The organism is Fodinibius salsisoli (assembly GCF_026229185.1).
Taxonomy (GTDB): domain Bacteria; phylum Bacteroidota; class Rhodothermia; order Balneolales; family Balneolaceae; genus Fodinibius; species Fodinibius salsisoli.
Genome location: NZ_JAGGJA010000002.1, coordinates 297,156 through 318,723, shown reverse-complemented (window position 1 = coordinate 318,723; position 21,568 = coordinate 297,156). Strand labels below are relative to the sequence as shown.

The following is a 21,568-nucleotide window of genomic DNA, read 5'->3' as shown; positions in this document are numbered from 1 at the left end:
CAAATGGGCAATAGGCTGATACCACCCATCGGATGAGTGATATGGCTGAATACTCAACTATGTCTTTTTGTACTCATCCGATGAGTATAAAATGCTACGTATTCCGGGCTATGAGATGATCTATCCCCAGCTCTTTTAGACACCGACGCCCCTAAAAAACCATCGGATAAGTATCTCTAAAGGTATTCAGAAGGTTAGTCCTTCAGCTTACCTTCAATAAATGACTGTATCTGTTGACGAAAATGGGCTTCATCAAATTTAGTCACAGACTGCTTGACCGTTTGAGAATCAAACTCTGTTTCTTCAAATACCGAGATAGTCTGTAGCAATGATTCGGGCGTCTGTTCCTCAAAAAAACAGCCATTAATCCCATCTTGAATATAATCCCGGGTGCCGCCCTGACCATATCCAATAACAGGAGTGCCCAATGACATGGCTTCTACAGGACTCATTCCAAAATCTTCTTCCGCCGCAAATAAAAAGGCTTTTGCCTGTGCAATTAGTTTTGTTTTAGTATCTTCATCCACAAAGCCCAAAAAATGGATATTGTCGGACTGGACCAGTGATTCTAAGCGGTCACGGTCATTACCCGCACCGGCAATATATAATTCGCGATCCGGCGATTGATTAAAAGCTTCAATAAGGATATCTACTCGTTTATAAGGTACCAGTCGTCCCACCGTTATGTAGTGTTCTTTCTGCTCAACACCCTTGTGTTTATCCCGGTATTGCTGAACTTGTATCGGAGGATGGATGACGGTAGCTTCCCTGCGATATATATCTTCAATACGTTTTTGTACGGTAGTCGAATTGGCTATGAAATGATCTACTCTGTTGGCCGTGGATACATCCCATATGCGCAAATAGTTCATTACGTATCGGAGGGCCGTGCGGGTTAACTTTCCAATATCGTTTTCGTTCTGCAGGTATTCATGATACTTCACCCAGGCTTGCCGCATGGGCGTGTGGACGTAGGAGATATGCAAGGTATCCGGGCGAGATAAAACCCCTTTAGCCCACAGGTACGAGCTGGAAATGATCAGGTCATAGCCGGTTAAATCAAAATCTTCTACATAGGTAGGGTAGAGAGGAAGTAGCTTGCGGTAATGCTTTTGACGCCAAGAGGAATCTTTGATTTTAGGATGCTCGATAACCCGGTGCCCCTCGAAATAAGTGTCCATTACTTGCTGTTCGCCAAACATGGTATAAATGTCAGCCTGGGGAAACAGGGTAGCAATTTGGTGAGTGACGATTTCAGCCCCTCCAAATTGATTTAGGAAATCTGTTACAATGGCTGTTTTCAAAATAGCAGTTCTAAAGGGTTCAAAGTTTCTTAAAAGAGGTATCGGACGGAAAGTTGATACTGCATATTGATCACATTATGTCCTTCAATAGTATAGAAAGCCGGCTTCCCTAAATCAAAGCGACCGTAGTTAAAGTTTTTATTCCATGTAATACGACCATCCAGTAAGAAAGAGCCCACTTGGTAAGCCCCTGTGAGACCAAGGTTCAGGTTGATACGATGGTGGAACTGGTCTTTAAATCCACCGCCGGGATAAAAGCGTTGATTAAACTCATAATGAAAATGGTTATTATCGACCATGCGCTGAGCAAAAATTCCCAGCTTCCCCTTCTTGAAATAACCTTCAATACTTACAAATTGGCTTTCTGATCCGGGACCGATGGCTGCTCCCAAAAGTTGTCCCCTGTTGGTATGTCCTTGCTTGATTCTTTTGTGGGTGTAGTAATAGGTTTGAGGGCGAACCTCATCGATACGACCGGGAAGAAGGGAATTGACTTCGGCGTTCACTTTTACAAAATCAATCCAGTTGCTTTCAATGATTTTTTGTACGCCAAAAGTATAAGCCCGGCCATGTTGGGGCTCCATTAGAAAGTCGCGGAAATTCCAGTTATGAGATTCCTTATAGAGTTCACCATAGATTTCAGCATTACTTTCCGGAAGAACCCATCGGAAGTAGACCGAATTAAGGGCGTTTTTATCTTCATAATGACTCGCATCGCGGGCGCTATTTAATGCTTTTTCATCCGGATTGGGGAAGGAACGGAAGATAGCAAAATAATCGGCTGCTTTTAGCCCACCATCAGGAATGTATTGTTGAATGATCCGGCTTGTACCGATGTGAAAGTTCGGCAGGAAAGAAGGCGAATAAATCAGGTTAAGACCATTCATGAACCGCTTTTTCTCATAATGAATGGATATAGAATCCTCAAAAAACTTGGAGTCTCGGGGCCAGGCTGCTATCCAGCGAAATTGGAGATGGCCTATATTCCAGGGAAGCTCAATAGGCTCGCGACTGCCCAAGAAGCCATGTGGCACCCCCGAAGCATTGTTGCTCATCACCAAGGCATACCGTACGCCTGGTCCCCACCACAGAGGTTCATTACTAATGCCAAGCTCAAGACCATGATGGTGGAATCGGATGGAAGAATGGCCCCAGTCGAAAGTAGTATAACTATCCGGGCCGAACCGGAACGGCTGGTCGATACGCTGATCGAGTGTATCTTCCGGAAGGATGCCGGGGGCTACATAACGGACATTGCCCTCACTGTCACGGGGAAGGAATCGGGGGGCTTCAAAATCCCTGTTCCCGGTATAGATTAAGTGGGGACGAAAACTAATATCCAGGTAGTCTGAAGTCAGGTAGACGCCGCCCTGAAATTCGGTATTGATGCCTCGACCATACCAGGCGGCTCCATTATTTCCACCATAGGGCAGCTTTGTATTTTGGGTGGCCTGTAACACAGGTTCATAAAATCCGACGGTAAAATCTTCTGAGATGTTAATCTTAGGGGTACTGTCCGGAGAGGCCCACCACGAATCTGAATAGCCCAAATTTCTTCGGACCTTCTGATAGCTTTCCTTGCTAACCGGACGATTCATATATGATATTTCGGCAGTAGAATCTGAAAGCAGTTGAAGCAATCGGAACTGGTCATCCCGAAAATCGCCAACAGGAACCGTTTGAGCAGCAGTTTGTGCAGGAACCAAGTTGAGACATACCAGTATGAGGATCGCAACAAGAGGGTATTGGCCTTGAATAGTATATGCAGCGGATGAAGTCAAAGTGTCAATGTTTTGCTTTGTTGATGTAATTTTTTGCGCTGGCTTTTGCGAAACCATTTTTTCAATCTGTCCACCAGCTTATGGATCAGGATTTGGATCTAAAACCCTTTTTATAAGCTCATAGGGTTAAAACAAGTATCGAGCAGAGAGCTGGAGTTGAATATTTATCTTATCATTCTGGCCGGTAGTGTCGAAATCAATATCCGGGTTTCCATACTCATACCGGCCGTAGTTATAATTTTTATTCCAAATGAGTTTGCCTCCCAGCAGTAAGGGACCGGTTTGGTAAGCGCCTGTAAATCCAATATTTAAGTTAATACGATGGCGGTAAATATCTCCGACTGGTGGATTGGGTTGATTCGTATCATTGTATTCGTAATGGAAAAAATCATTCTCTGCGACCCGCTGGACAAATACCCCCATCATACCGTTCTCAAAAAATCCTTCTGCGCCAATATATTGACTGGCCGAACCCGGTCCGATAGCAGCACCTAATACTTCGCCCTGGTTGGTATGTCCTTGTTTAATTTGTTGATGACGGTAATAATAGGTCTGTGGACGCACTTCATCGGTGCGATTGGGGACCAGCGAATTTACTTCGCCCGTGAATTTGAAGAAATCGAACCAGTTATTGGTTTCTACTACCTTTTGAAGACCAAGGGTAAATGCGCGGTCGTGGTCCGGTTCCATGAACAGGTCGCGGGCATTGAAATAGCTGTCCTCCCGAAAATATTCTCCATACACTTCGGCATTGCTTTCCGGAAAGACCCACCGAAAGAAAGCAGAAACCAGCTGGTTTTGAGCATCACTGCTTCTCGTTTGACGCTCATTGAAAAAGGGAAGCGTAGCTGCATAGTCCTGGAATTTTAAGCCACTTTCTGGAATATATTTATGACTGAAGCGTCCAAAACCGAGGCTTAAGTTGGGCGCAAAGCCCGGGGTGAATATGACATTGAGTCCGGTGGTGAAGCGGTCCTTGTCCGTTGACGGAGTTGTTTGGAAGTATTCAGAGTCTTGAGGATAAGCCCATATTACTTTGAACTCTAAGCTCCCGATACCCAGGGGAAAGACGATAGGAGTACGAGTTCCCAAAAAACCATGGTGCAAGCCAGATGCATTATTACTCAGTAACAACCCATTTTGGACGCCTGGTCCCCACCAGAGTGGTTCGGTACTCAGGCCTGCTGCAATACTTTTATAGTGAATACTAACAGAAGAATGGCCCCACTCAAAATCACTATAGCCATCGGGACCAAACCGATAGGGCATGTCGATGCCTCCAAAGATAGCCCGGTATTGAGGGTTGCCATCCTCATTGGTTGGGATGAAGCGAGGTTTGGCGAAATCATTATTCTGGGCATAAGTCAGATGTGGCCGGAAGGTAACCGTAAGATAGTCCGATGTAAGATAAAAACCTCCCTGCAGCTCGGTGTTCAGTCCCCGCCCATACCAGGCGGCTCCATTATTTCCCCCATAGGGCAGCTCACTATTAATTGTGTTGGTGAATACCGGATTGTAGATACCTGCTCTAAAGAAATTATTGGCAAAAGTAGTCTCAGGCCCTTCCAGGTTCTGGGTCCACCAGCCCTTGGCAGTTGATGAGGTTTGGTTAGTCAGCTTATGATAGTCGCCCATCCAGAGCGACCGATTCATTAAGGAAGTCTGGATGGTTGAATCTGACAGAAGCTGCAGTGTGCGGTATTGATGATCGCTCATACTGCCAACGGGAATCGATTGGGCATAAACATACGAGGTCGAAGAACAAACAAACAGCAACGCAAAGAGTGCAAAAAGATTAGACTGAGACCGGTAGATGAAATTAATTGAAGTCAATAGCTTCTTGATCTGTGATTAGTAAATACCTTAAAGTAATGGGATGCAACTAAAATAGCTAAAATTCATAAATCTCACATTTAATAAACAGAGACTCTATCTTTATGTTCCTGACACGATAACGCGTTTAAGAGTTAAATCATTTTTTATCATAGTAATCATTGGGTTCTAAGAACAGAAACAGGTTATAGGTGTGTTATCATCTCCCTACTCTCGGGAAGCACACCGTGCGTAGGGGATGACCCATTTTAAACTATAGCCAGCGTCTGTGAAATCAAGCTTTTCATTATTCTTCCAACCGCTAAACGCGTTAACACAATATATTTAGAACCATAAAACGTATTATGTGATTTGAAAGCTTCCAATATTTCTTTTTCTTTACCTCAGGCTAAAATTATAAACGGAGGAAAAAGTTCATGACCATTGCCGGATGGACGGTCGTAGCCGTCATTATTTTATGTTTGATTCTTCTTATTAAGACACGCATATCAGCGGATGTCATATTCCTCAGTGGTTTGACCATTCTTATTGTAGGTCAGGCAGTTTCTCCAGTCAATGCACTCATAGGCTTTTCTAACCAGGGGATGCTAACCGTTGCTGCCTTGTATGTAGTTGCGGCCGGTCTTAAAGAGACCGGGGCCATTCAGTTTGTGGTAAATAAGATTGTGGGCCGTTCGCGCAGTATTCGAATGGCCCAGCTGCGTATTATGGCGCCTGTAATGGTGATTAGTGCTTTTTTGAATAACACCCCGGTTGTGGCTTCCTTCATTCCGGCCCTGGAAGACTGGGCTCGAAAGAATCGTATCCCGGCTTCCAAAATTTTAATTCCGCTTAGTTACGCAGCTATTCTGGGGGGCACTTGTACGCTGATTGGGACCAGTACGAACCTTATTGTCAACGGTCTCCTGATACAGGAGACGGGCTCTGCATCATTGGGACTTTTTGAGCCGGCGCTGGTCGGTATTCCCTGTGCTATTGCCGGTTTTATTTATCTGGCGCTTTTTGGTCGCAAGATGTTGCCCATCCGCGGTTCCGGCTTTGACACCTTTAAAGATCCGCGGGAATATACCATTGAAATGCTGGTGGATGAAGGCAGTTCACTTGTAGAGGGCACCATAGAGGAAGCCGGCCTTCGTAACTTGCCCGGACTCTATTTGGCAGAAGTCTACCGGGAAGATCAAATCCTGGCGGCCGTCGATCCGGAAATCCGTCTTAAGGCCAAAGATCGGCTTATCTTTACCGGCATCGTGGATTCTATTGTTGATCTGCAGCAGATGAAAGGACTCAGTCCTGCAACAGATCAGCTTTTCAAACTTAACTCTACCCGCAGAGAACGACTGTTGATTGAAGCGGTCGTTTCTCCGACGCATCCCATTAATGGACGAACAATCAAAGAAGGGCGATTTCGGAATCTCTATGACGCAGTAGTGTTAGCTGTGGCGCGGAATGGTGAGCGAGTGAAAGAAAAAATAGGAGATATCCGGCTACAGACCGGCGACACCTTGCTGCTGGAGGCGCATCCGAACTTTTTGCAGCAATACAGAAATTCAAGCGACTATTTTCTGGTCAGCGGCATCAGTGGCTCCAGTCCCCCGAATTATGATAAATCAGGGGTTGCATGGACTATCCTGGGGATCATGGTCGGTTCGGTGGCCTTTAATTTGCTGTCGATGTTTCAAGCCTCCTTTATGGCGGCAGGCTTGATGATTTTTAGCAAATGTTGCCGTGCTGCCGATGCCAAAAGCTATATTGATTGGTCCGTATTATTGGTCATAGCCGCCTCGTTGGGTATAGGGAATGCGATGCAGGAGACCGGAGCCGCTGAAATTATGGCCGAGAGCTTTTTAGGGGTTGTAGAATCGAATCCCCACTTAGCCTTGATTGGCACCTACCTGGCTACCTGGATACTCACCGAACTCATTACCAATAATGCTTCGGCCGTGCTTATTTTCCCCATTGCCATATCGATGGCTGCTTCGTTTGGGGTTAATTATATGCCGTTTGTAATGACGATCATTATGGCAGCCTCTGCCAGCTTCTCAACACCTATTGGCTATCAGACGAACCTCATGGTCTATGGCCCGGGGGGATATAAATTTACGGATTTTACGAAAATAGGCTTACCCCTGAATCTGCTGGTCGCCACGATTACCATCATATTAGTACCGATGATCTGGCCGTTTTAAATGTTTAGGATGCAAGATGTAAGTCTACTAAAGTTTCAGAGTGCATGTATTGGGGTGAATGTGAAATGTTTGGCAGGTTGATCCAAATCCATCCCCATGTTGTCACTCCGAGGAGCTTGTGACGAGGAGTCTCAAATGAGGAATATAGTAGGCATACTCATCTGATGAGTATGTAACGCTCGAATGATGCCCCATCCCACTACTATGTTAAAGACTTTGTAGCACAGGCTGCCCCTTTCCTACAAGCAGGCCCAGTGGCATGCTACACTGTGACCCTACGATTTCTCGGAGGATTCCATAGGGTAGGGAAGGGAGCGTTAGGACTTAGCCTGTGTAGGTCGGGAAGCTTTCCCAACCATATCAACTGGAATCAAGATTCTGCCAGCAGATAAACGATGGCATGTTTGCAACTTCTGACAGAAAGGCCCAGAGGCCCATTAAAAAGATACTATTTCCTTATTCGAAGAAGCCTAATTATTTACTATCTTTGGCGCGAAATAGATTTAGAATATCAAATAATAAATTAGCGTGGCAGTAATGGTTGAAGAAATTGTTAAGGTAGCAAAGCGGGCTGGAGAGGCAATGCTGGAATTTTATAATGATGATGTGGAGGTCATGCAGAAAGACGACGATTCTCCGCTGACCAAGGCCGACCTTGCTGCTCACCATATTATTGTTGAAGCTCTCGCCGAGATCGATCCTGATACGCCGGTGATCTCGGAAGAATCCGGTATCCCCGAATACGAGGATCGCAAAAACTGGGAAAGTTTCTGGATTGTTGATCCCTTGGACGGGACGAAAGAGTTTATTAAAAAGAATGGGGAGTTTACGGTTAACATAGCCCTTATTGATCAGGGGACACCCGTCTTAGGGGTGGTTTATGTACCCGATAAACAAACAACCTATTATGCCACCAAAGAGGAGGGCGCCTTTAAACAGCTCGCCGATGAAAAACCAGAACGTATTTACTCGAAGCTTAGCGATGGCAAAAGCGAGCTGACGGCGGTACAAAGTCGATCGCACGGCTCTAATAGCCTTATCAAAGAATTGGAAGAAAAAGGATTGACGGTAACCAAGACGGTGCCGGCCGGAAGTTCGATCAAGTTTTGCCTGGTAGCGGAAGGTGAGGCTGACATTTATCCACGTATGGGGCCTACAATGGAATGGGATGTGGCCGCTGGGGATTGTGTGTATCGATATTCCGCACGCGAAGGGGCCCATCCATCACCATTGACCTATAATAAGCCTGATTTGAAGAACACGGGCTTTTTGATAGGAGTGGAAGGTGATTTTAAATTTTGAATGATGAATTATTGATTGTCAATCAAGCTATATTGTCACTTTTTCTTCTATTGCCAGAAAAATATGTAAGAATTTGTTGAGGATTGGATCTTATTCTATAAATATTAACTGGTCAAAATTCATCATTCTAAATTTTCCATTAGTATAAATACCGTCATTGGTCATCCGTCATAAATCAACTAAACCTTTAAAACGCTATACTTATAGTCATTATGTCTAAAGAAAAGAAATTAAAGCCGGCGGTTCTTTGGTTTACCGGCTTGTCCGGATCCGGGAAGAGTACTATTTCAGAAAAAGTATACCCGGCCTTGAAAGAACGGGGCTATCGGGTAGAACACCTCGATGGAGATGCCATCCGTGAAGTCTTCCCCAAGACAGGATTTAGCAAAGAAGAACGTAACGCTCATGTTAAGCGTGTTGGCTACATCGCCAGTCGCCTGCAGGCACACGAGGTTTTTGTCATTGGCTCCTTCATCTCTCCCTACCAGGAAGCACGAGATTTTGTCCGTAATATGTGTGAGGATTTTGTGGAGATCTACGTTTCTACCCCGCTTGAAGTTTGTGAGGAACGCGATGTTAAAGGACTCTATGCCCAGGCCCGTAAAGGCGAGATTGATAACTTTACTGGCATCAGTGATCCGTATGAAGCCCCTGAAAACCCCGAACTTGAAATTGATACCACGGATATTACACCTGAAGAAGGCGTTCAGATGGTTTTGGATTACCTGGAAAACAGGGAAGGGTAACAGCGGTTTATCGTTCATTTTGCAGGTTCGGTAACTGGGAACTCTTATCTTTGAAAGTTGAAAAAGAGAAGTTGACTGTTGTCATGCAAACGGAGAAAGGGATCCCAAATGGGAATCGGTCGGTATCATTCATTGGATGAGTGATTTAACTCATTTTTGAATAAGAGCTCCTGTTACTCATCCCATAAGTATGGGATGCTTGAATAATGCCCTTATCCCTAACCCTGACTGATGGACAGTTCGTCAGATATTTTATTAGGGAGTAAAGGGATTCGAAATAGTAGGCTGTATTTCAAAAGTCAGTCGAAACATTTTTAACTTTTGATAGTAGACAGGCTGTTAAATAACGTAAATCATACATGGTTTTTCTTACTATTAATGCTTAGCTTTAGCAGCTTCATAAAATCAATACAGAATTTTATCTATGCGTAAGTACAAATTAAGCCATATTCGGCAGTTAGAAGCTGAATCTATTCACATAATGAGGGAGGTAGCCGCTCAGTTCGAGAATCCGGTCCTTATGTTTTCCGGAGGCAAGGATTCGATCACAATGGCCAAGCTCGCACAGAAAGCTTTTTGGCCGGGCAAAATTCCTTTTCCATTTCTGCATGTGGATACCGGTCATAACTTTGATGAAACCCTTGAATTTCGCGATAACCTGATGGATGAACTTGGTGTTGAGCTGATTGTAGCCAAAGTTCAGGATCTGATCGATTCCGGAGAAGTACGAGAAGAAAACGGTCCTAACGCCAGCCGGAATAAACTGCAGATTCCTGCTCTACTTAAGGCGCTGGAAGAGCATGAGTTTGATGCCGCTTTCGGTGGCGCCCGACGCGATGAAGAGAAAGCACGTGCTAAAGAGCGCTTTTTCTCTCACCGTGATGAGTTTGGACAGTGGGATCCCAAGAACCAGCGACCGGAACTCTGGAATTTGTATAACGGCAAGAAGGGGCATGGCGAGCACTTCCGTGTATTTCCGCTGAGTAACTGGACCGAAATGGATGTATGGCAGTATATTGCTGCAGAAGATATTGATATCCCGGACCTGTACCTGGCTCATGAACGTGAGGTCGTTGAGCGAGCAGATACTTTCCTGGCCAAGTCGGAGTTTATCACTCTTACTGATGAAGAAGAGTATGAAACCAGAACCGTACGTTTCCGAACGATTGGAGATATGACCTGTACCGGTGCTTTTCAGTCGGATGCTGCAACCGTCCCCCAAATTATTGAAGAAGTTGCTTCCGCACGTATTACGGAACGAGGCAACCGTACGGACGACAAGCGGGCTGAAGCCGCTATGGAAGAACGAAAGAAACAAGGCTACTTCTAATTAAAAATTTTCAATTATGAATTAGGAATTATCTTTAATTCCTGGTTTTTAATTTACAATTCTCAATTCTTGACAATGAGTACTAACGAAACTGAAGCAAGCAAATATCTTAATATGGACCTCCTCCGCTTTACAACGGCGGGGAGTGTAGATGACGGCAAAAGTACACTGATTGGCCGTCTGCTATACGATTCTAAGGCCATCTTTGATGATCAGATGGAAAAGATCGAGGAGTCCAGCCGTAAGAAGGGAGATGAATACACGAACCTGGCATTATTAACTGACGGACTGTCTGCCGAACGAGAGCAGGGCATTACCATCGATGTAGCTTATCGCTACTTTTCGACGCCCAACCGTAAGTTTATTATCGCCGACACCCCGGGCCACGTGCAGTATACCCGGAATATGGTGACCGGCGCCTCCACAGCTAACCTGGCGATCATCCTGGTTGATGCCCGTAATGGCGTCATTGAGCAGACCTGTCGGCACTCATTCATCGCTTCTTTACTACAGATTGAGCACATCATCCTTTGTGTCAATAAGATGGATCTGGTGGATTACAGCGAAGAGCGTTTTAAGGAAATTCGCCAACAGTTTCGTTCCTTTTCTTCTAAACTGGATATTCCCGACATTCACTATATCCCCATCAGTGCGCTTTACGGGGATAATGTAGTGGATAAGTCGGATAATATGCCTTGGTACGGCGGATCCTCTTTGCTCTATACCCTCGAGAATGTACAGGTTGACAGCGACCATAACCACGTGGACAGTCGCTTCCCCGTACAGTGGGTTACCCGTCCGCAGTCCGAAGAATATCCCGATTACCGGGGCTATGCGGGTAAGGTAGCCGGTGGCGTCTTTAAGCCTGGTGATGAAATAATTGCACTTCCTTCCGGCTTTACCAGCACCATCGATACGGTAGAGACTTATGAGAATGAGGAAGAAGAGGTCTTTGCTCCTATGTCGGTTACAATGACCCTTGAAGACGATATCGACATTAGTCGCGGAGATATGATTGCTAAGCCCGACAATCAGCCTACCGTAGGGCAGGATATTGATCTGATGGTCTGCTGGCTCAACAAAGAACCACTCAAGCCTAATGGCAAATATGCCATCAAGCATACCACCAAGGATGCTCGCTGTATCATCAAAGAGGTGAAGTACAAGGTGAATATCAATACATTGCACCGGGTGGAAGGAGATAAAGAAATCGGTCTAAACGATATTGGACGTATTCATATCCGCACCACGGAGCCGCTCTTCTATGACAGCTATAAGCGGAACCGTGCCACGGGAAGCGTTATCATTATTGATGAGTATACCAATGAGACGGTAGGAGCCGGAATGATCCTGTAAGGTTTCGATCCCCCCCCCTTATTTTATATAAAAGCTTAGAATATCTGGTCGTTATGCTACGTGCTGCGGCCAGATATTTTTTTATGCGCATGATTCACCCCATCTTGTCACTCCCAGGCGCTTACGACGAGGAGTCTCAAGCGGAAAGTGGGGCAGTATCACTCATCGGATGAGTGATTTGACCAAACACTCAACTATGTCTTTGGGTACTCATCCGATGAGTACCCAATGCTCGAATGGTGACCCACACAGCTCTAAGGGGGTTATACTCCCGCAGTTTTTTGGGCTAATTAGCATTGCCTGATGTACCCTTCGACTACGCTGCACCTATTTGGAAGTGAAGGATTCTAAGGTAGGTGAATGAAGAGTTTGAGGCAGACAACAAAATATTCTCCCTTAAGAAAGGTCACTTACGCTCCTATAGCACAGCCTACGTAGCTGAGCTACTTCGGCGTGGTAAAGCCTTCAGCAACGGAGCGGAGTGCCGTGCAGCGGTGACCCATCCCCGGCCCTTCCCTCCGGAGCAGGGAAGAGTGGCAAAAAAATGATTGCCCGATCATAATTAATGCCATACTTCTATCACTTTTTTGAATGACACAGCCCACAGAAGCGGGACCAGGCAAGATGGAATCAAAAACGTCATTTAGCTTGACTTTCTGACATTTCCTACTTTGATAGCTCCCAAAATGAAATATTCAGCCCGTAGCCTGTTCCCTGCCAAGCCCCTACCATCTCCTTACCAACTCCTACTGGAAGTGGAGAAATTAGGGCGCAGGTAGGGCTGTGATAGAGTCATTATTCTCGCACAGGTATCTGGCCGCTGACCGGTTAAAAATAATTTTGTACGGCTATTGGAAGATTCTGTTTTCAAGCGGTTATAGCCTATGGACTATGAGTTGCAAGAGGGCTGGAGAAGATACAGAGAATCTCCCTTAGTAAGAGGCAGGGCTTGATGGATGTTACCTCCCAAAATCATCCTGGACGCGGACGATATCCTCCTCATTGGAGGGATTATCGGGATCCGTGTGTTGCCAGATCTCGGCCAGGAGGCCCCACTCGTCCAGCCCTACTAACCGATGGCGTTCTCCCTGCTGGAGCTTAACGGTATCGCCGGAGATATGTTTTTCAAGAGAGCCCTGCTCATCAGTGTCACTCCGTACGACGCCTACCGGACCTTCGAGCACTTTCCATATTTCGGCCCGCCGGTGATGATACTGCCACGACAACCTCTTCCCGGGCCTGACCACCAAAATTTTAGGACTCAGCTTACCTGCATCCTCAAAGTCTTCAATAGCCTGCTCCGGGAAGTAGGTCCGGGCAAACTGTAGCGCCTGCTGTTCATTGATGACAAAAAACCCACCCCACGGACGTTCTTGGTCAGAGTCTACAATAGTAAAGCCCTGTTCTTTTACATTTGCTGCTGCACGCTCAAAAATGGTTATTGAATCGCTCATGGAAGAAATACTATTTACGGTAATATTTTTTAGCAATGGAGGATACATAAAAAGCAATTCTTATGAAAGAGAAGTATAACTAAGGATGGGGAATTAAAAATTGGAATAGTGAACAGTTTTAAGTGTAGCCTCCCTTGGCAAAGCCTGTCCCGAATGCTATGACTTGGTGATGCCCGGGCTGCTGGACAGGCCGGCGAGGGGGCACAATTTGGCGGGTTCGGGCTTCCAATTGTTGTGTTTACCGACCAAGCAGCTGAAGTTGACTCTGTCGATGGCTTTAGTCGAAAACCAATCATGCGATGATGTTTTGTAAAATGTACCACTTAGTGATGGAAATGAAGCTAATTTAGATTCAAAGCATAAGCAAGGGTTTCCAGTTCCTGAAGAAGGGTTTGAACAGAATGCCGGGTATTAAAATTTCTGACTTTTTATCCATTTCTATCCAAAGCAGATTATAAGCAATAAAAGTAATTTTCAGTTCAGCTTACGAGCAATTACGACCGTCTTTTTATAGGCCTTATCACTGCCCGTGGAACTGTTGATAGCTTCAAAAACGATAATATAGATACCGATACGGTTGCGCCGACCATCATCACGGCGTCCATCCCAGATGAGGGTGCCTTCAAAGCCGGCTGGTTTGCCATCCGCTAATTCTTTGATGTGCCGGCCATATCGATCAAAGATGTTGACTCTCAGCAGGTAATCTTCCTTATCCAGTTTGTAGTTAATGACCAAATTATCCTCATAACCGTCGCCATCCGGTGAAAAGGGATTGGGTGCAAAAGTAATCCCCATTTTTTGTGGCGTATCGGGCTGCTCTTGGTAAAGAGAGTTCTGAGCGTGGGGCGTTCCACCTTTGGGATGCACACTTGATCCCCAGTTGCTGGCGGTATTGCTTGCGCCCTTGGGCGAGATGCGTTCAAGAGCACGGCCCCGATAATCGATAAGGTTCGGATTTTGCCACTCCTCGCTATAGTATACCGAATCAATAACAGCTCCACTGCTGTCGGCAATGAAAATGGCATCATCCGCTGAACTTAGGCTAAGGCTACTTCGGTCGATTTGTAGCAATGATGCGGTATTTAGTGAATCCAAATTAAAGAAAGAGGCTACTTTTGACTTTTGAAAATCCAGAGCCTGATCGGCATAGACCAGGACGGTTTGCCCGGGTTTTACCCACTTGGCCGTAGTGGAAACAGGCTGTAGTTTTCGTACATCGTTATCCTCGTCGGGCGCATCATGCAAGATCAAGCCTTCCAGCGATAGTGCATAATCTCTGGTATTGTATAGCTCTACATATTCACTTTGGTCGGCCTGATTATCATCTCCCTCATCCAGAGGGTTATACATAATCTCATTAATGACGAGGTCGCCCTTTTGAAGTGGACGCGCCACCAAAATACTTGCATTAGGGGTGGTATTGCCGCGGATATCGGTAAGGCCCTGAATATCAATTGCTTTTGCCAGAGAAGCTGGTTCCTCGAGGATAATACGGTTCCCGGAATGGGGATCGAAAGAATATTTTTCGAGGGACTGCCCATCCATCGTAAACTGCAGGTCTTGCGAACGTTGGATGAACTCGGTAAAGTAAACTTCAATTTTACCATCGGCGCGCACCTTGGTAAACCGAACCTCGGGTGGCAGAATATCTTCTTGGTAGGTACTGTTTTGTATACCAGCGGAATTTTTCTGTTCGGTAGTATTGGTGGTCCAGTTAGCTGGATCATTCGAAGCAGCCTTGGGATCCTTACGTTCCAGGGAAGCAGACGATACTGCCTCAGGCCAGTCCGAAGTATAATGCAGAGAGTCAATCAGCTGTCCATTGCTATCATATAGGCTGAGGGTTTCCTCTGTGTTATTCAAACTTGGAAAACCAGAAATGGTAAGGGCCTGGTCAATTGATTGGCCTAAGGTGGCACTTTCAGTCAATATGAGATATTCTCCGGTTTTCAGGATAATACCGGAAGGTAGATTGACCTCATCGCGGGCGTCACTGAACGCCCAGTTGTCAAGGTCAATATTTTTGCCCGAACGATTATAAAGTTCCACAAACTCTGCTGAATTTAACCCGGGATTGGTCATCATTTCATTGATAATAATATCTCCGGCTTTGGCCTGAGCTATTTCTATATATTCAAGGTCTTTTTGGTTTTCAGAGCTTTGATTGCCAAATATATCCGTGACTCCTGAAACGGTTAGCGTGTAATGCTGGCCGGAAATGAGCGGATCCGATAGATAAAGTGTTACTGTATCAGAACGGGCGGCAATAAGCTGTATGTTGCGGACAGGAGAAAGGGTGTAGTTAGACTTTTTAACAGCACTGACGGCAGTCAGACGTTCAGAAAATATCAGTTGCAGTTCTGACTCCTTTTTAATGTTTACATCAGACAGACTCGGAGGTTGTTGGTCAGCCTTAATGCTATTCTGTAGTCCGGGAGAACCTGTCTTACCAGGTGCTGGCCCCCAGTTTTCTTTAAAAGTTCCCGAAATATTGGTACTTAGACGCTCTAAAGCAATCTCTTCTCCACCCCAGGCCGAAGTGTACTTCAGCGAATCAAGAGGCAAGCCTTCTTCGTTTCGAATTACAATGTCATCACCGCTGTTGTTAAGTGCCGGGAACCGGCTTCCCATAGCAATCAGGGGAAGATCCGGAGCCGTTTCTAAAAGCGAATTATCTGGTGATAAAACTACATAATTATCGGGAGGGAGAATGAAAGCCTCATCTGTGATCAGGTTTTGTTCGTCCCTGTTATCGCTTAGAGTCCAGCCCTGGAGATCAAAAGAGTGGTTTGTGTGATTATAGAGTTCGATATATTCAGTTTGACCAGCCGCCGGATTATAGCTGAATTCATTGATGAACACCTGCCCCGAATCGGATTCTGATGGTTTATAATAGGTGAAAAGGGTATCGATCGCTGTCAATTTGTTTCCAAACATATCCTGTATCTCCGAGATAGAGAACTGGTATTCGGTGGCATTTTGTAATGGTTCGGATAACTGTAAGTGGACGGTATCGGGAGCGAAGAACGTCAGATCCGAAATTTGAGTCGAAGAAGATATCTTGAAGCTTCCATATTCAGCGATATCAGCAATTTGCTCATCAAAAATAAGCTGTAACTCTTGGTCTCCCAGAATATCCAACGTTTTAAGTACGGGTGACTGAGCATCCGGGGCAATCAGGTTGGGTAAACCGGGAGAGCCGGTTGTATCAGCGGGACTTCCCCAGTTAGCTTTGATATTCGCCGAGAGTTCATGGCTTCTACGTTCAGCTGCTTTTCCGGGCATGGCCCAGGTGTCGGTGTAGCGAAGTGAGTCAAGTAAAGTTCCTGAGGAGTCGCGCAGCACAATGTCGTCACCACCGTTGTTTAGAGATGGAAAACGGCTGAACATCGGTATAACGGGTAGGTCGGGATGTCGTTTTGCCAGTGTAGAATCCTCGGCTAAAAGTATATAACTATCCGGTGGTAGCAGGTGCTTTTGATCGGATAGTCGGGATCTGTTACCGGTATTATCATTAACCGTCCACCCCTGGAGATCGAAAGATTTTGAGGAGTTGTTATACAGTTCGATGTATTCCGTATCACCTTCTTTGGGATTAAAGGAAAATTCATTGATGAATACATCGCCTGAATCTGCTGTAGATACTGCAAAATAAGTCAGTGTCGTATCTTCGGGGCTAATTTGGTTTCCGAAGATATCCTGCAGGCCTGAAAGCGTAAGTTCATACTGTTGAGCATTCTTCAGGTCTGTAGCCAGATGTAAAGTGATAGAATCCGGAGCAGTATGACTCACGGAGCTTATATCCAGATTATTGCTGCCGAAATGGTCTCTTTGGCTGCCTGTAGAATCCAGACGTTCATTAAAAGCTAACTGTAGTTGCTGTTTTGAGATGATTTCAAGATTGTTTAAAATGGGTGGATTCGTATCCATCTCCACTTGGTTGAACGTACCCGGAGTACCACCGGCTGGAGATAAAGAGTGTCCCCAATTTTCTTTATAAAAGCCGGAAACGGAGGTAGAACGCCGTTCGAAAGCGGTACTGTCGGTTCGCCATTCTGCATTATATTGCAGGGAATCCAACAGCATACCGTTAATATTGCGCAATACGATATCATCACCGCTGTTATTCAGAGAGGGAAACTGGTCCATAGCCACCAATTTAATACTCGGATGCTCGGTTAATAGCGTATTATCGGGAGCGATGAGTACAAAGCTTTGGGGTGGCAGGATAAATGACGAATTGGTAATACTTGCTGGATTCCGGCGGTTGTCATTGATCGTCCAATGTTGCAGGTCGAATGAATAGGAGGTGGGATTGTACAGCTCGATATACTCTGTACTCCCAGGGTATGGTTCGGCGCGGAATTCATTGATAAATACCTGCCCCGAATCCACGGGCGTAGGTTTGTAGTAGGTAAAAGAAGTATCTCGTTGGGCCATAGCATTACCAAATAAATCCTGAACATCGGAAATAGTTAAGGTATATAATTCAGCATTCTCTAAGGGCTGGGATAGGGAAAGTAAAACAGTATCAGGCGCCTGGAACTGGGTATTACCGATCTGTATATCGCCCGAAATAGAGAATAATCCATTTGTAGAGGGCGAGGACAAGTATTCATCGAATATGATTTGTAATGAGTGCTCATCCAAAATTGAAAAAGAAGTAACGCTTGGTGGCTGGGTATCCGGGGCCACGGTGTTGGCCATTCCGGGGGAGCCTGAACTATCAACCGGACTTGCCCAGTTTGCTTTATAAATAGATGGCAGTTTATAACTTTTGCGCTCGCTGGCTTTTTCGGAAACACTCCAGGAGCTGGCATACTGCAGAGAATCAAGCAAGATGCCCGAAGAGTCGCGCAGTACGATGTCATCCCCACTATTATTGAGAGAGGGGAATTGGGTGCCCATGCTGATCAGTGAGATATCGCTGTATTGCGTGGATAAAGAACGATCGGCTGCAAGAACGATATAGCCATCCGGCGGCAAAATATAGCGCTCATCAGTAATGGTTCGAGTCGTTCCGGTGTTATCATTAACCGTCCAATGTTGCAGGTCGAATGACCGTTGGGTAGGATTGTAGAGCTCAATATATTCACTTTTCCCTTCCTCTGGATCAAATAAAAACTCACTGATAAAGACCTGTCCCGAATCTGCGGGGCTGACTTCATAATAGGTGAAGGTGGTATCCACATCAGTTGCGGTATTACCGAATACGTCTTCTAAGCCATCAAGTGAAAAGGTGTAGGTGGTGTTGTTTAAAAGGGAATCTGATAAACTGATGCTTACAGTATCTGGTTGTCGGACATGAGCAGCACCGATAGTTGGATTGCCTGAGATGGCGTAACTGTTAATCGATTCAGCAGAGGAGATATCTGGGTGCTCGCTGATTATTAACTGAAGAGAGTTGTTGTCAATAATTGTAAGCTCATCTATCGCTGGTGGTGTTTGGTCGTCTTCAATCTGATTTAGTTGGCCTGGCGTTCCAAACCCATTGGGGGCATCGCCCCAGTTTGCGGAGTATCGGGCAGCTACGGTTTGGCTTCGTCGTTCGAGAGCTATTTGTTCTCCACCCCAGTGGTCAGCATATTGTAGAGAATCTAAAAGCACCCGGGAGGAATCACGTAATACTATTCTGTCACCACTGTTATTAAGAGAGGGGAAGCGATTGCCCATTTCGATCAGGGAGGCTCCGGGATGATCAACCAGCAAAGTAGAATCGGGAGCCAGTACAACCAGACTATCCGGAGGGAGTAAGTATTGCTGATAGGATATTATCGCTTCGGAGCCCGTGGCATCGTTGAGAGTCCAATCTTGTAAATCCAGCGTTTTGGATGATGGGTTATAAAGCTCCACATATTCTGACTGCCCGGATGGAGGATCAAACATAAATTCATTAATGAATATGTCAGTCGAATCTACTGCAGATATTTTATAGTAGGTAAAGCTGGTATCCCGTGAGGTGCTGGTATTACCAAAGATATCTTGTACTCCTGAAATTGTTAGCTGGTATTCACGGGCATTTTCCAGCGCAGTATTCAAAGCTAAATGAATGGTATCGGGCGCTGTTAGCGTAGCAGAATTGATATCAATTCCGGGAATAGTGTAGTGGATTGGGGCTGCGGATGAGGAGTCGAGCCGTTCATTGAACAAAAGTTGTAGTTTAGAATCGGACAGGATGTTTAAGGAACGTAAGTCTGGTGGTTGCGTATCCGATGCCACTTGGTTTTCGGTGCCGGGCGTACCGTTGTTGAGGGAGGGGGAGTTGGCCCAGTTTTCTTGGTAAATTGCGGAAACGGAATCTGACCGGCGTTCCAGTGCCACCTGATCGCCGCCCCAGGAGGATTGGTAGTAGAGAGAATCAGCGGGTATGCCAGAATTAGTCAGCAGTTTGAGGGCATCTCCTATATTATTGAGCGAAGGCAGGTTCGCCTGCAGGTAGTTATGGTCACCAAAAATGGTTGAGAGGGTAGTGGTATCCGATGAGATGACAAGGAAATCGTCAGGGGCAATGGCCAGGGTATCTGATGATAGTTCTTGATTGTTTGAATCATCTCCAATTTGCCAATGCTGTAAATTCAGGTATTTGTCGGAGGTATTTCTAAGCTCCACATATTCCGGCTGACCCGTGGGCGGGTCATACATAAATTCGTTGAGTATGATATCCTTCTCAGCAGGGGATCCAAACACTACAAATGATGCAGTGGCATCTTCGACAATCATATTCCCCTGCAAATCCTGGATGTTCTGAGCCGATAATTCATATTGATTAGAAGAAAAAGGGGTGGCAAAGAAAAGTTTGGCCGATGAGGGCGAAGAAGTTATAACATTGGATGGTGCACCTATTCCTTGATTTACGAAAAAGTCTGCGCTTTGTATGGAACTTTGGTCAAAAGGGCGGTTAAATGTCACTTCGATAGTATCACCACGGGCAGTCGCATCGGTCATCATTAAAGGTGGAAGGTCGATTTTGAAATCGTAATGAAAAAGGTCTGCCCGGGAAGAGGTATAAGTAGATCGAACACCGAAATAATTGGTCGTATTATAAGTATCATCTGCTTGAGAGCTTCCTTCTTGAGTTAGTATCCCGCTATAGCCTTCAGCAACCTGCAGAGTCCAAATGCCGCCAGATTCTCGCCCAACCTTTACACGAAAAGTGCCGCCACTACTTATATCGGTTGTCCCGGATAGGACCGTAGTCCCCTCTGCACCACTGTCATATCGTACAATCCGAAAGACATCGTTGCTACCGCTTTCTCCGGCGCGCAGGGCATATCCATTAACGGGGCCCTCCAGATTGGCAATATTGCTCATTAGAAAGATATCGGCTTTATTACCCCCGGAAGGTGAGAAATCGAGCTGCACATAAAACTCCCAGCTGCCTATTGAATCTTCTGAGGCCACGCTTAAGTAGTCAACGCCTCCATCCTCATCATTGCCTTGTAACCGGAGTAGATTATTTGTGCCATCTGAGATAATTGTATAAAGCGTATCATCGCCCGCCCAAGTGGGATTATTGGTAAAATCACCATCCTCAAAGCCATCTTCGAAATTGGTCGACTGGCTGTACCCAATAGAGGGTATAGCCAATAGGAGAAGCCAAATGAGTAAATGATGGTTGTTCATAAGTCTCTCTCTTAATTATACAGAGCGTAGCTACTCTGTAAATCCCACGCCAACCTGTGTCGATTAAAAAGAGGTGAAGTAGTTCTCCACTACTTCACCCCGGAAGGACATTTTATTTTCTCTCTTTTATCAACGGCTTTAGACGTTATTTTTCAAACGTTCTATAGGTAAGTACCTTTTAAAGACAAATCCTTACATAATTTTTTGATTTTTTTATTTATCATGTGAGTTCCTCCAAAAACAGTATCAAAATATCATGAATATTAGCAACAGAACCGTCCCTTTTGAAATTACCGGAGTCTCGCATGGACTAAAGGAAGTCGAGGGACTCATCAAGCTTACGAATGATGGCTTCGAATTGGAATATCAGCTAAAAGATAGCTTCGTAGGGATGATCAAATCGGATAGCAAGACCACAATTATACCGTATAGCAACCTGGAGGAAATAACGTTTGAGAAAGGATGGTTTAGCAATAAGATCATCCTGGAAGGAACTTCTATGGATGCCTTTAATGATTTGCCGGGCACCGAACCGGGCAGCCGAACGCTAAAGATTAAGAGAAAAGATAAGGAAGAAGCAGAAAAATTGGTTTCTCGTGCTCGAATGGAATTTTCGGAGTATAAACTAAACCAGATGGGAGGAGAGTAAAAAG

Annotated in this window: 12 protein-coding genes; 6 read left to right on the top strand and 6 right to left on the bottom strand. The window is 45.4% G+C overall.

Annotated elements, in window-relative coordinates; genetic code table 11:
* Positions 1–194 precede the first annotated feature (194 nt).
* The 3 genes from J6I44_RS04170 to J6I44_RS04160 form a co-directional block, all read right to left on the bottom strand.
* Entirely contained in the window at positions 195–1,304 is a 1,110-nt protein-coding gene (locus J6I44_RS04170; RefSeq protein WP_265764732.1) for a glycosyltransferase, read from the bottom strand.
* Between the two features lie 29 nt (positions 1,305–1,333).
* The gene (locus tag J6I44_RS04165) at positions 1,334–3,085 is read right to left on the bottom strand and encodes a capsule assembly Wzi family protein (protein ID WP_265764731.1); all 1,752 of its coding nucleotides are present in this window, start codon (positions 3,083–3,085) and stop codon (positions 1,334–1,336) included.
* 126 nt (positions 3,086–3,211) lie between these two features.
* Positions 3,212–4,801 (bottom strand): capsule assembly Wzi family protein, encoded by a 1,590-nt coding sequence (locus J6I44_RS04160; RefSeq protein ID WP_265764730.1) that lies wholly within the window; start codon positions 4,799–4,801, stop codon positions 3,212–3,214.
* 533 nt (positions 4,802–5,334) lie between these two features.
* Here J6I44_RS04160 and J6I44_RS04155 point away from each other — a divergent pair.
* From J6I44_RS04155 to cysN, 5 genes are all read left to right on the top strand, one after another.
* Entirely contained in the window at positions 5,335–7,104 is a 1,770-nt protein-coding gene (locus J6I44_RS04155; RefSeq protein ID WP_265764729.1) for an SLC13 family permease, read from the top strand.
* A gap of 537 nt (positions 7,105–7,641) precedes the next feature.
* The gene (gene cysQ, locus J6I44_RS04150; RefSeq protein ID WP_265764863.1) at positions 7,642–8,406 is read left to right on the top strand and encodes a 3'(2'),5'-bisphosphate nucleotidase CysQ; all 765 of its coding nucleotides are present in this window, start codon (positions 7,642–7,644) and stop codon (positions 8,404–8,406) included.
* Positions 8,407–8,618: 212 nt separating this feature from the next.
* Positions 8,619–9,152, top strand: coding sequence for an adenylyl-sulfate kinase (gene cysC / locus J6I44_RS04145; protein WP_265764728.1), 534 nt, complete (start codon positions 8,619–8,621; stop codon positions 9,150–9,152).
* Between the two features lie 424 nt (positions 9,153–9,576).
* A complete protein-coding gene (gene cysD, locus J6I44_RS04140) occupies positions 9,577–10,482 on the top strand; it encodes a sulfate adenylyltransferase subunit CysD (RefSeq protein ID WP_265764727.1) in 906 nt (301 codons plus the stop codon).
* 75 nt (positions 10,483–10,557) lie between these two features.
* Positions 10,558–11,838, top strand: a complete 1,281-nt coding sequence (cysN, locus tag J6I44_RS04135; RefSeq protein ID WP_265764726.1) for a sulfate adenylyltransferase subunit CysN — start codon at positions 10,558–10,560, stop codon at positions 11,836–11,838.
* Between the two features lie 443 nt (positions 11,839–12,281).
* Here the strand turns inward: cysN and J6I44_RS04130 are convergent, their stop codons facing one another.
* The 3 genes from J6I44_RS04130 to J6I44_RS04120 form a co-directional block, all read right to left on the bottom strand.
* On the bottom strand, positions 12,282–12,410 hold the full coding sequence (locus J6I44_RS04130) for a hypothetical protein (RefSeq protein WP_265764725.1): 129 nt from the start codon (positions 12,408–12,410) through the stop codon (positions 12,282–12,284).
* Between the two features lie 387 nt (positions 12,411–12,797).
* On the bottom strand, positions 12,798–13,292 hold the full coding sequence (locus tag J6I44_RS04125; RefSeq protein WP_265764724.1) for a cupin domain-containing protein: 495 nt from the start codon (positions 13,290–13,292) through the stop codon (positions 12,798–12,800).
* 474 nt (positions 13,293–13,766) lie between these two features.
* Complete coding sequence (locus J6I44_RS04120; protein ID WP_265764723.1) at positions 13,767–20,915, bottom strand: lamin tail domain-containing protein; 7,149 nt, start codon at positions 20,913–20,915, stop codon at positions 13,767–13,769.
* A gap of 256 nt (positions 20,916–21,171) precedes the next feature.
* On the opposite strand from J6I44_RS04120, the gene J6I44_RS04115 reads away from it, so the two are divergent.
* Positions 21,172–21,564: a hypothetical protein gene (locus J6I44_RS04115; RefSeq protein ID WP_265764722.1), complete on the top strand. Its 393-nt coding sequence runs from the start codon at positions 21,172–21,174 to the stop codon at positions 21,562–21,564.
* The last annotated feature ends 4 nt before the right edge of the window (positions 21,565–21,568 follow it).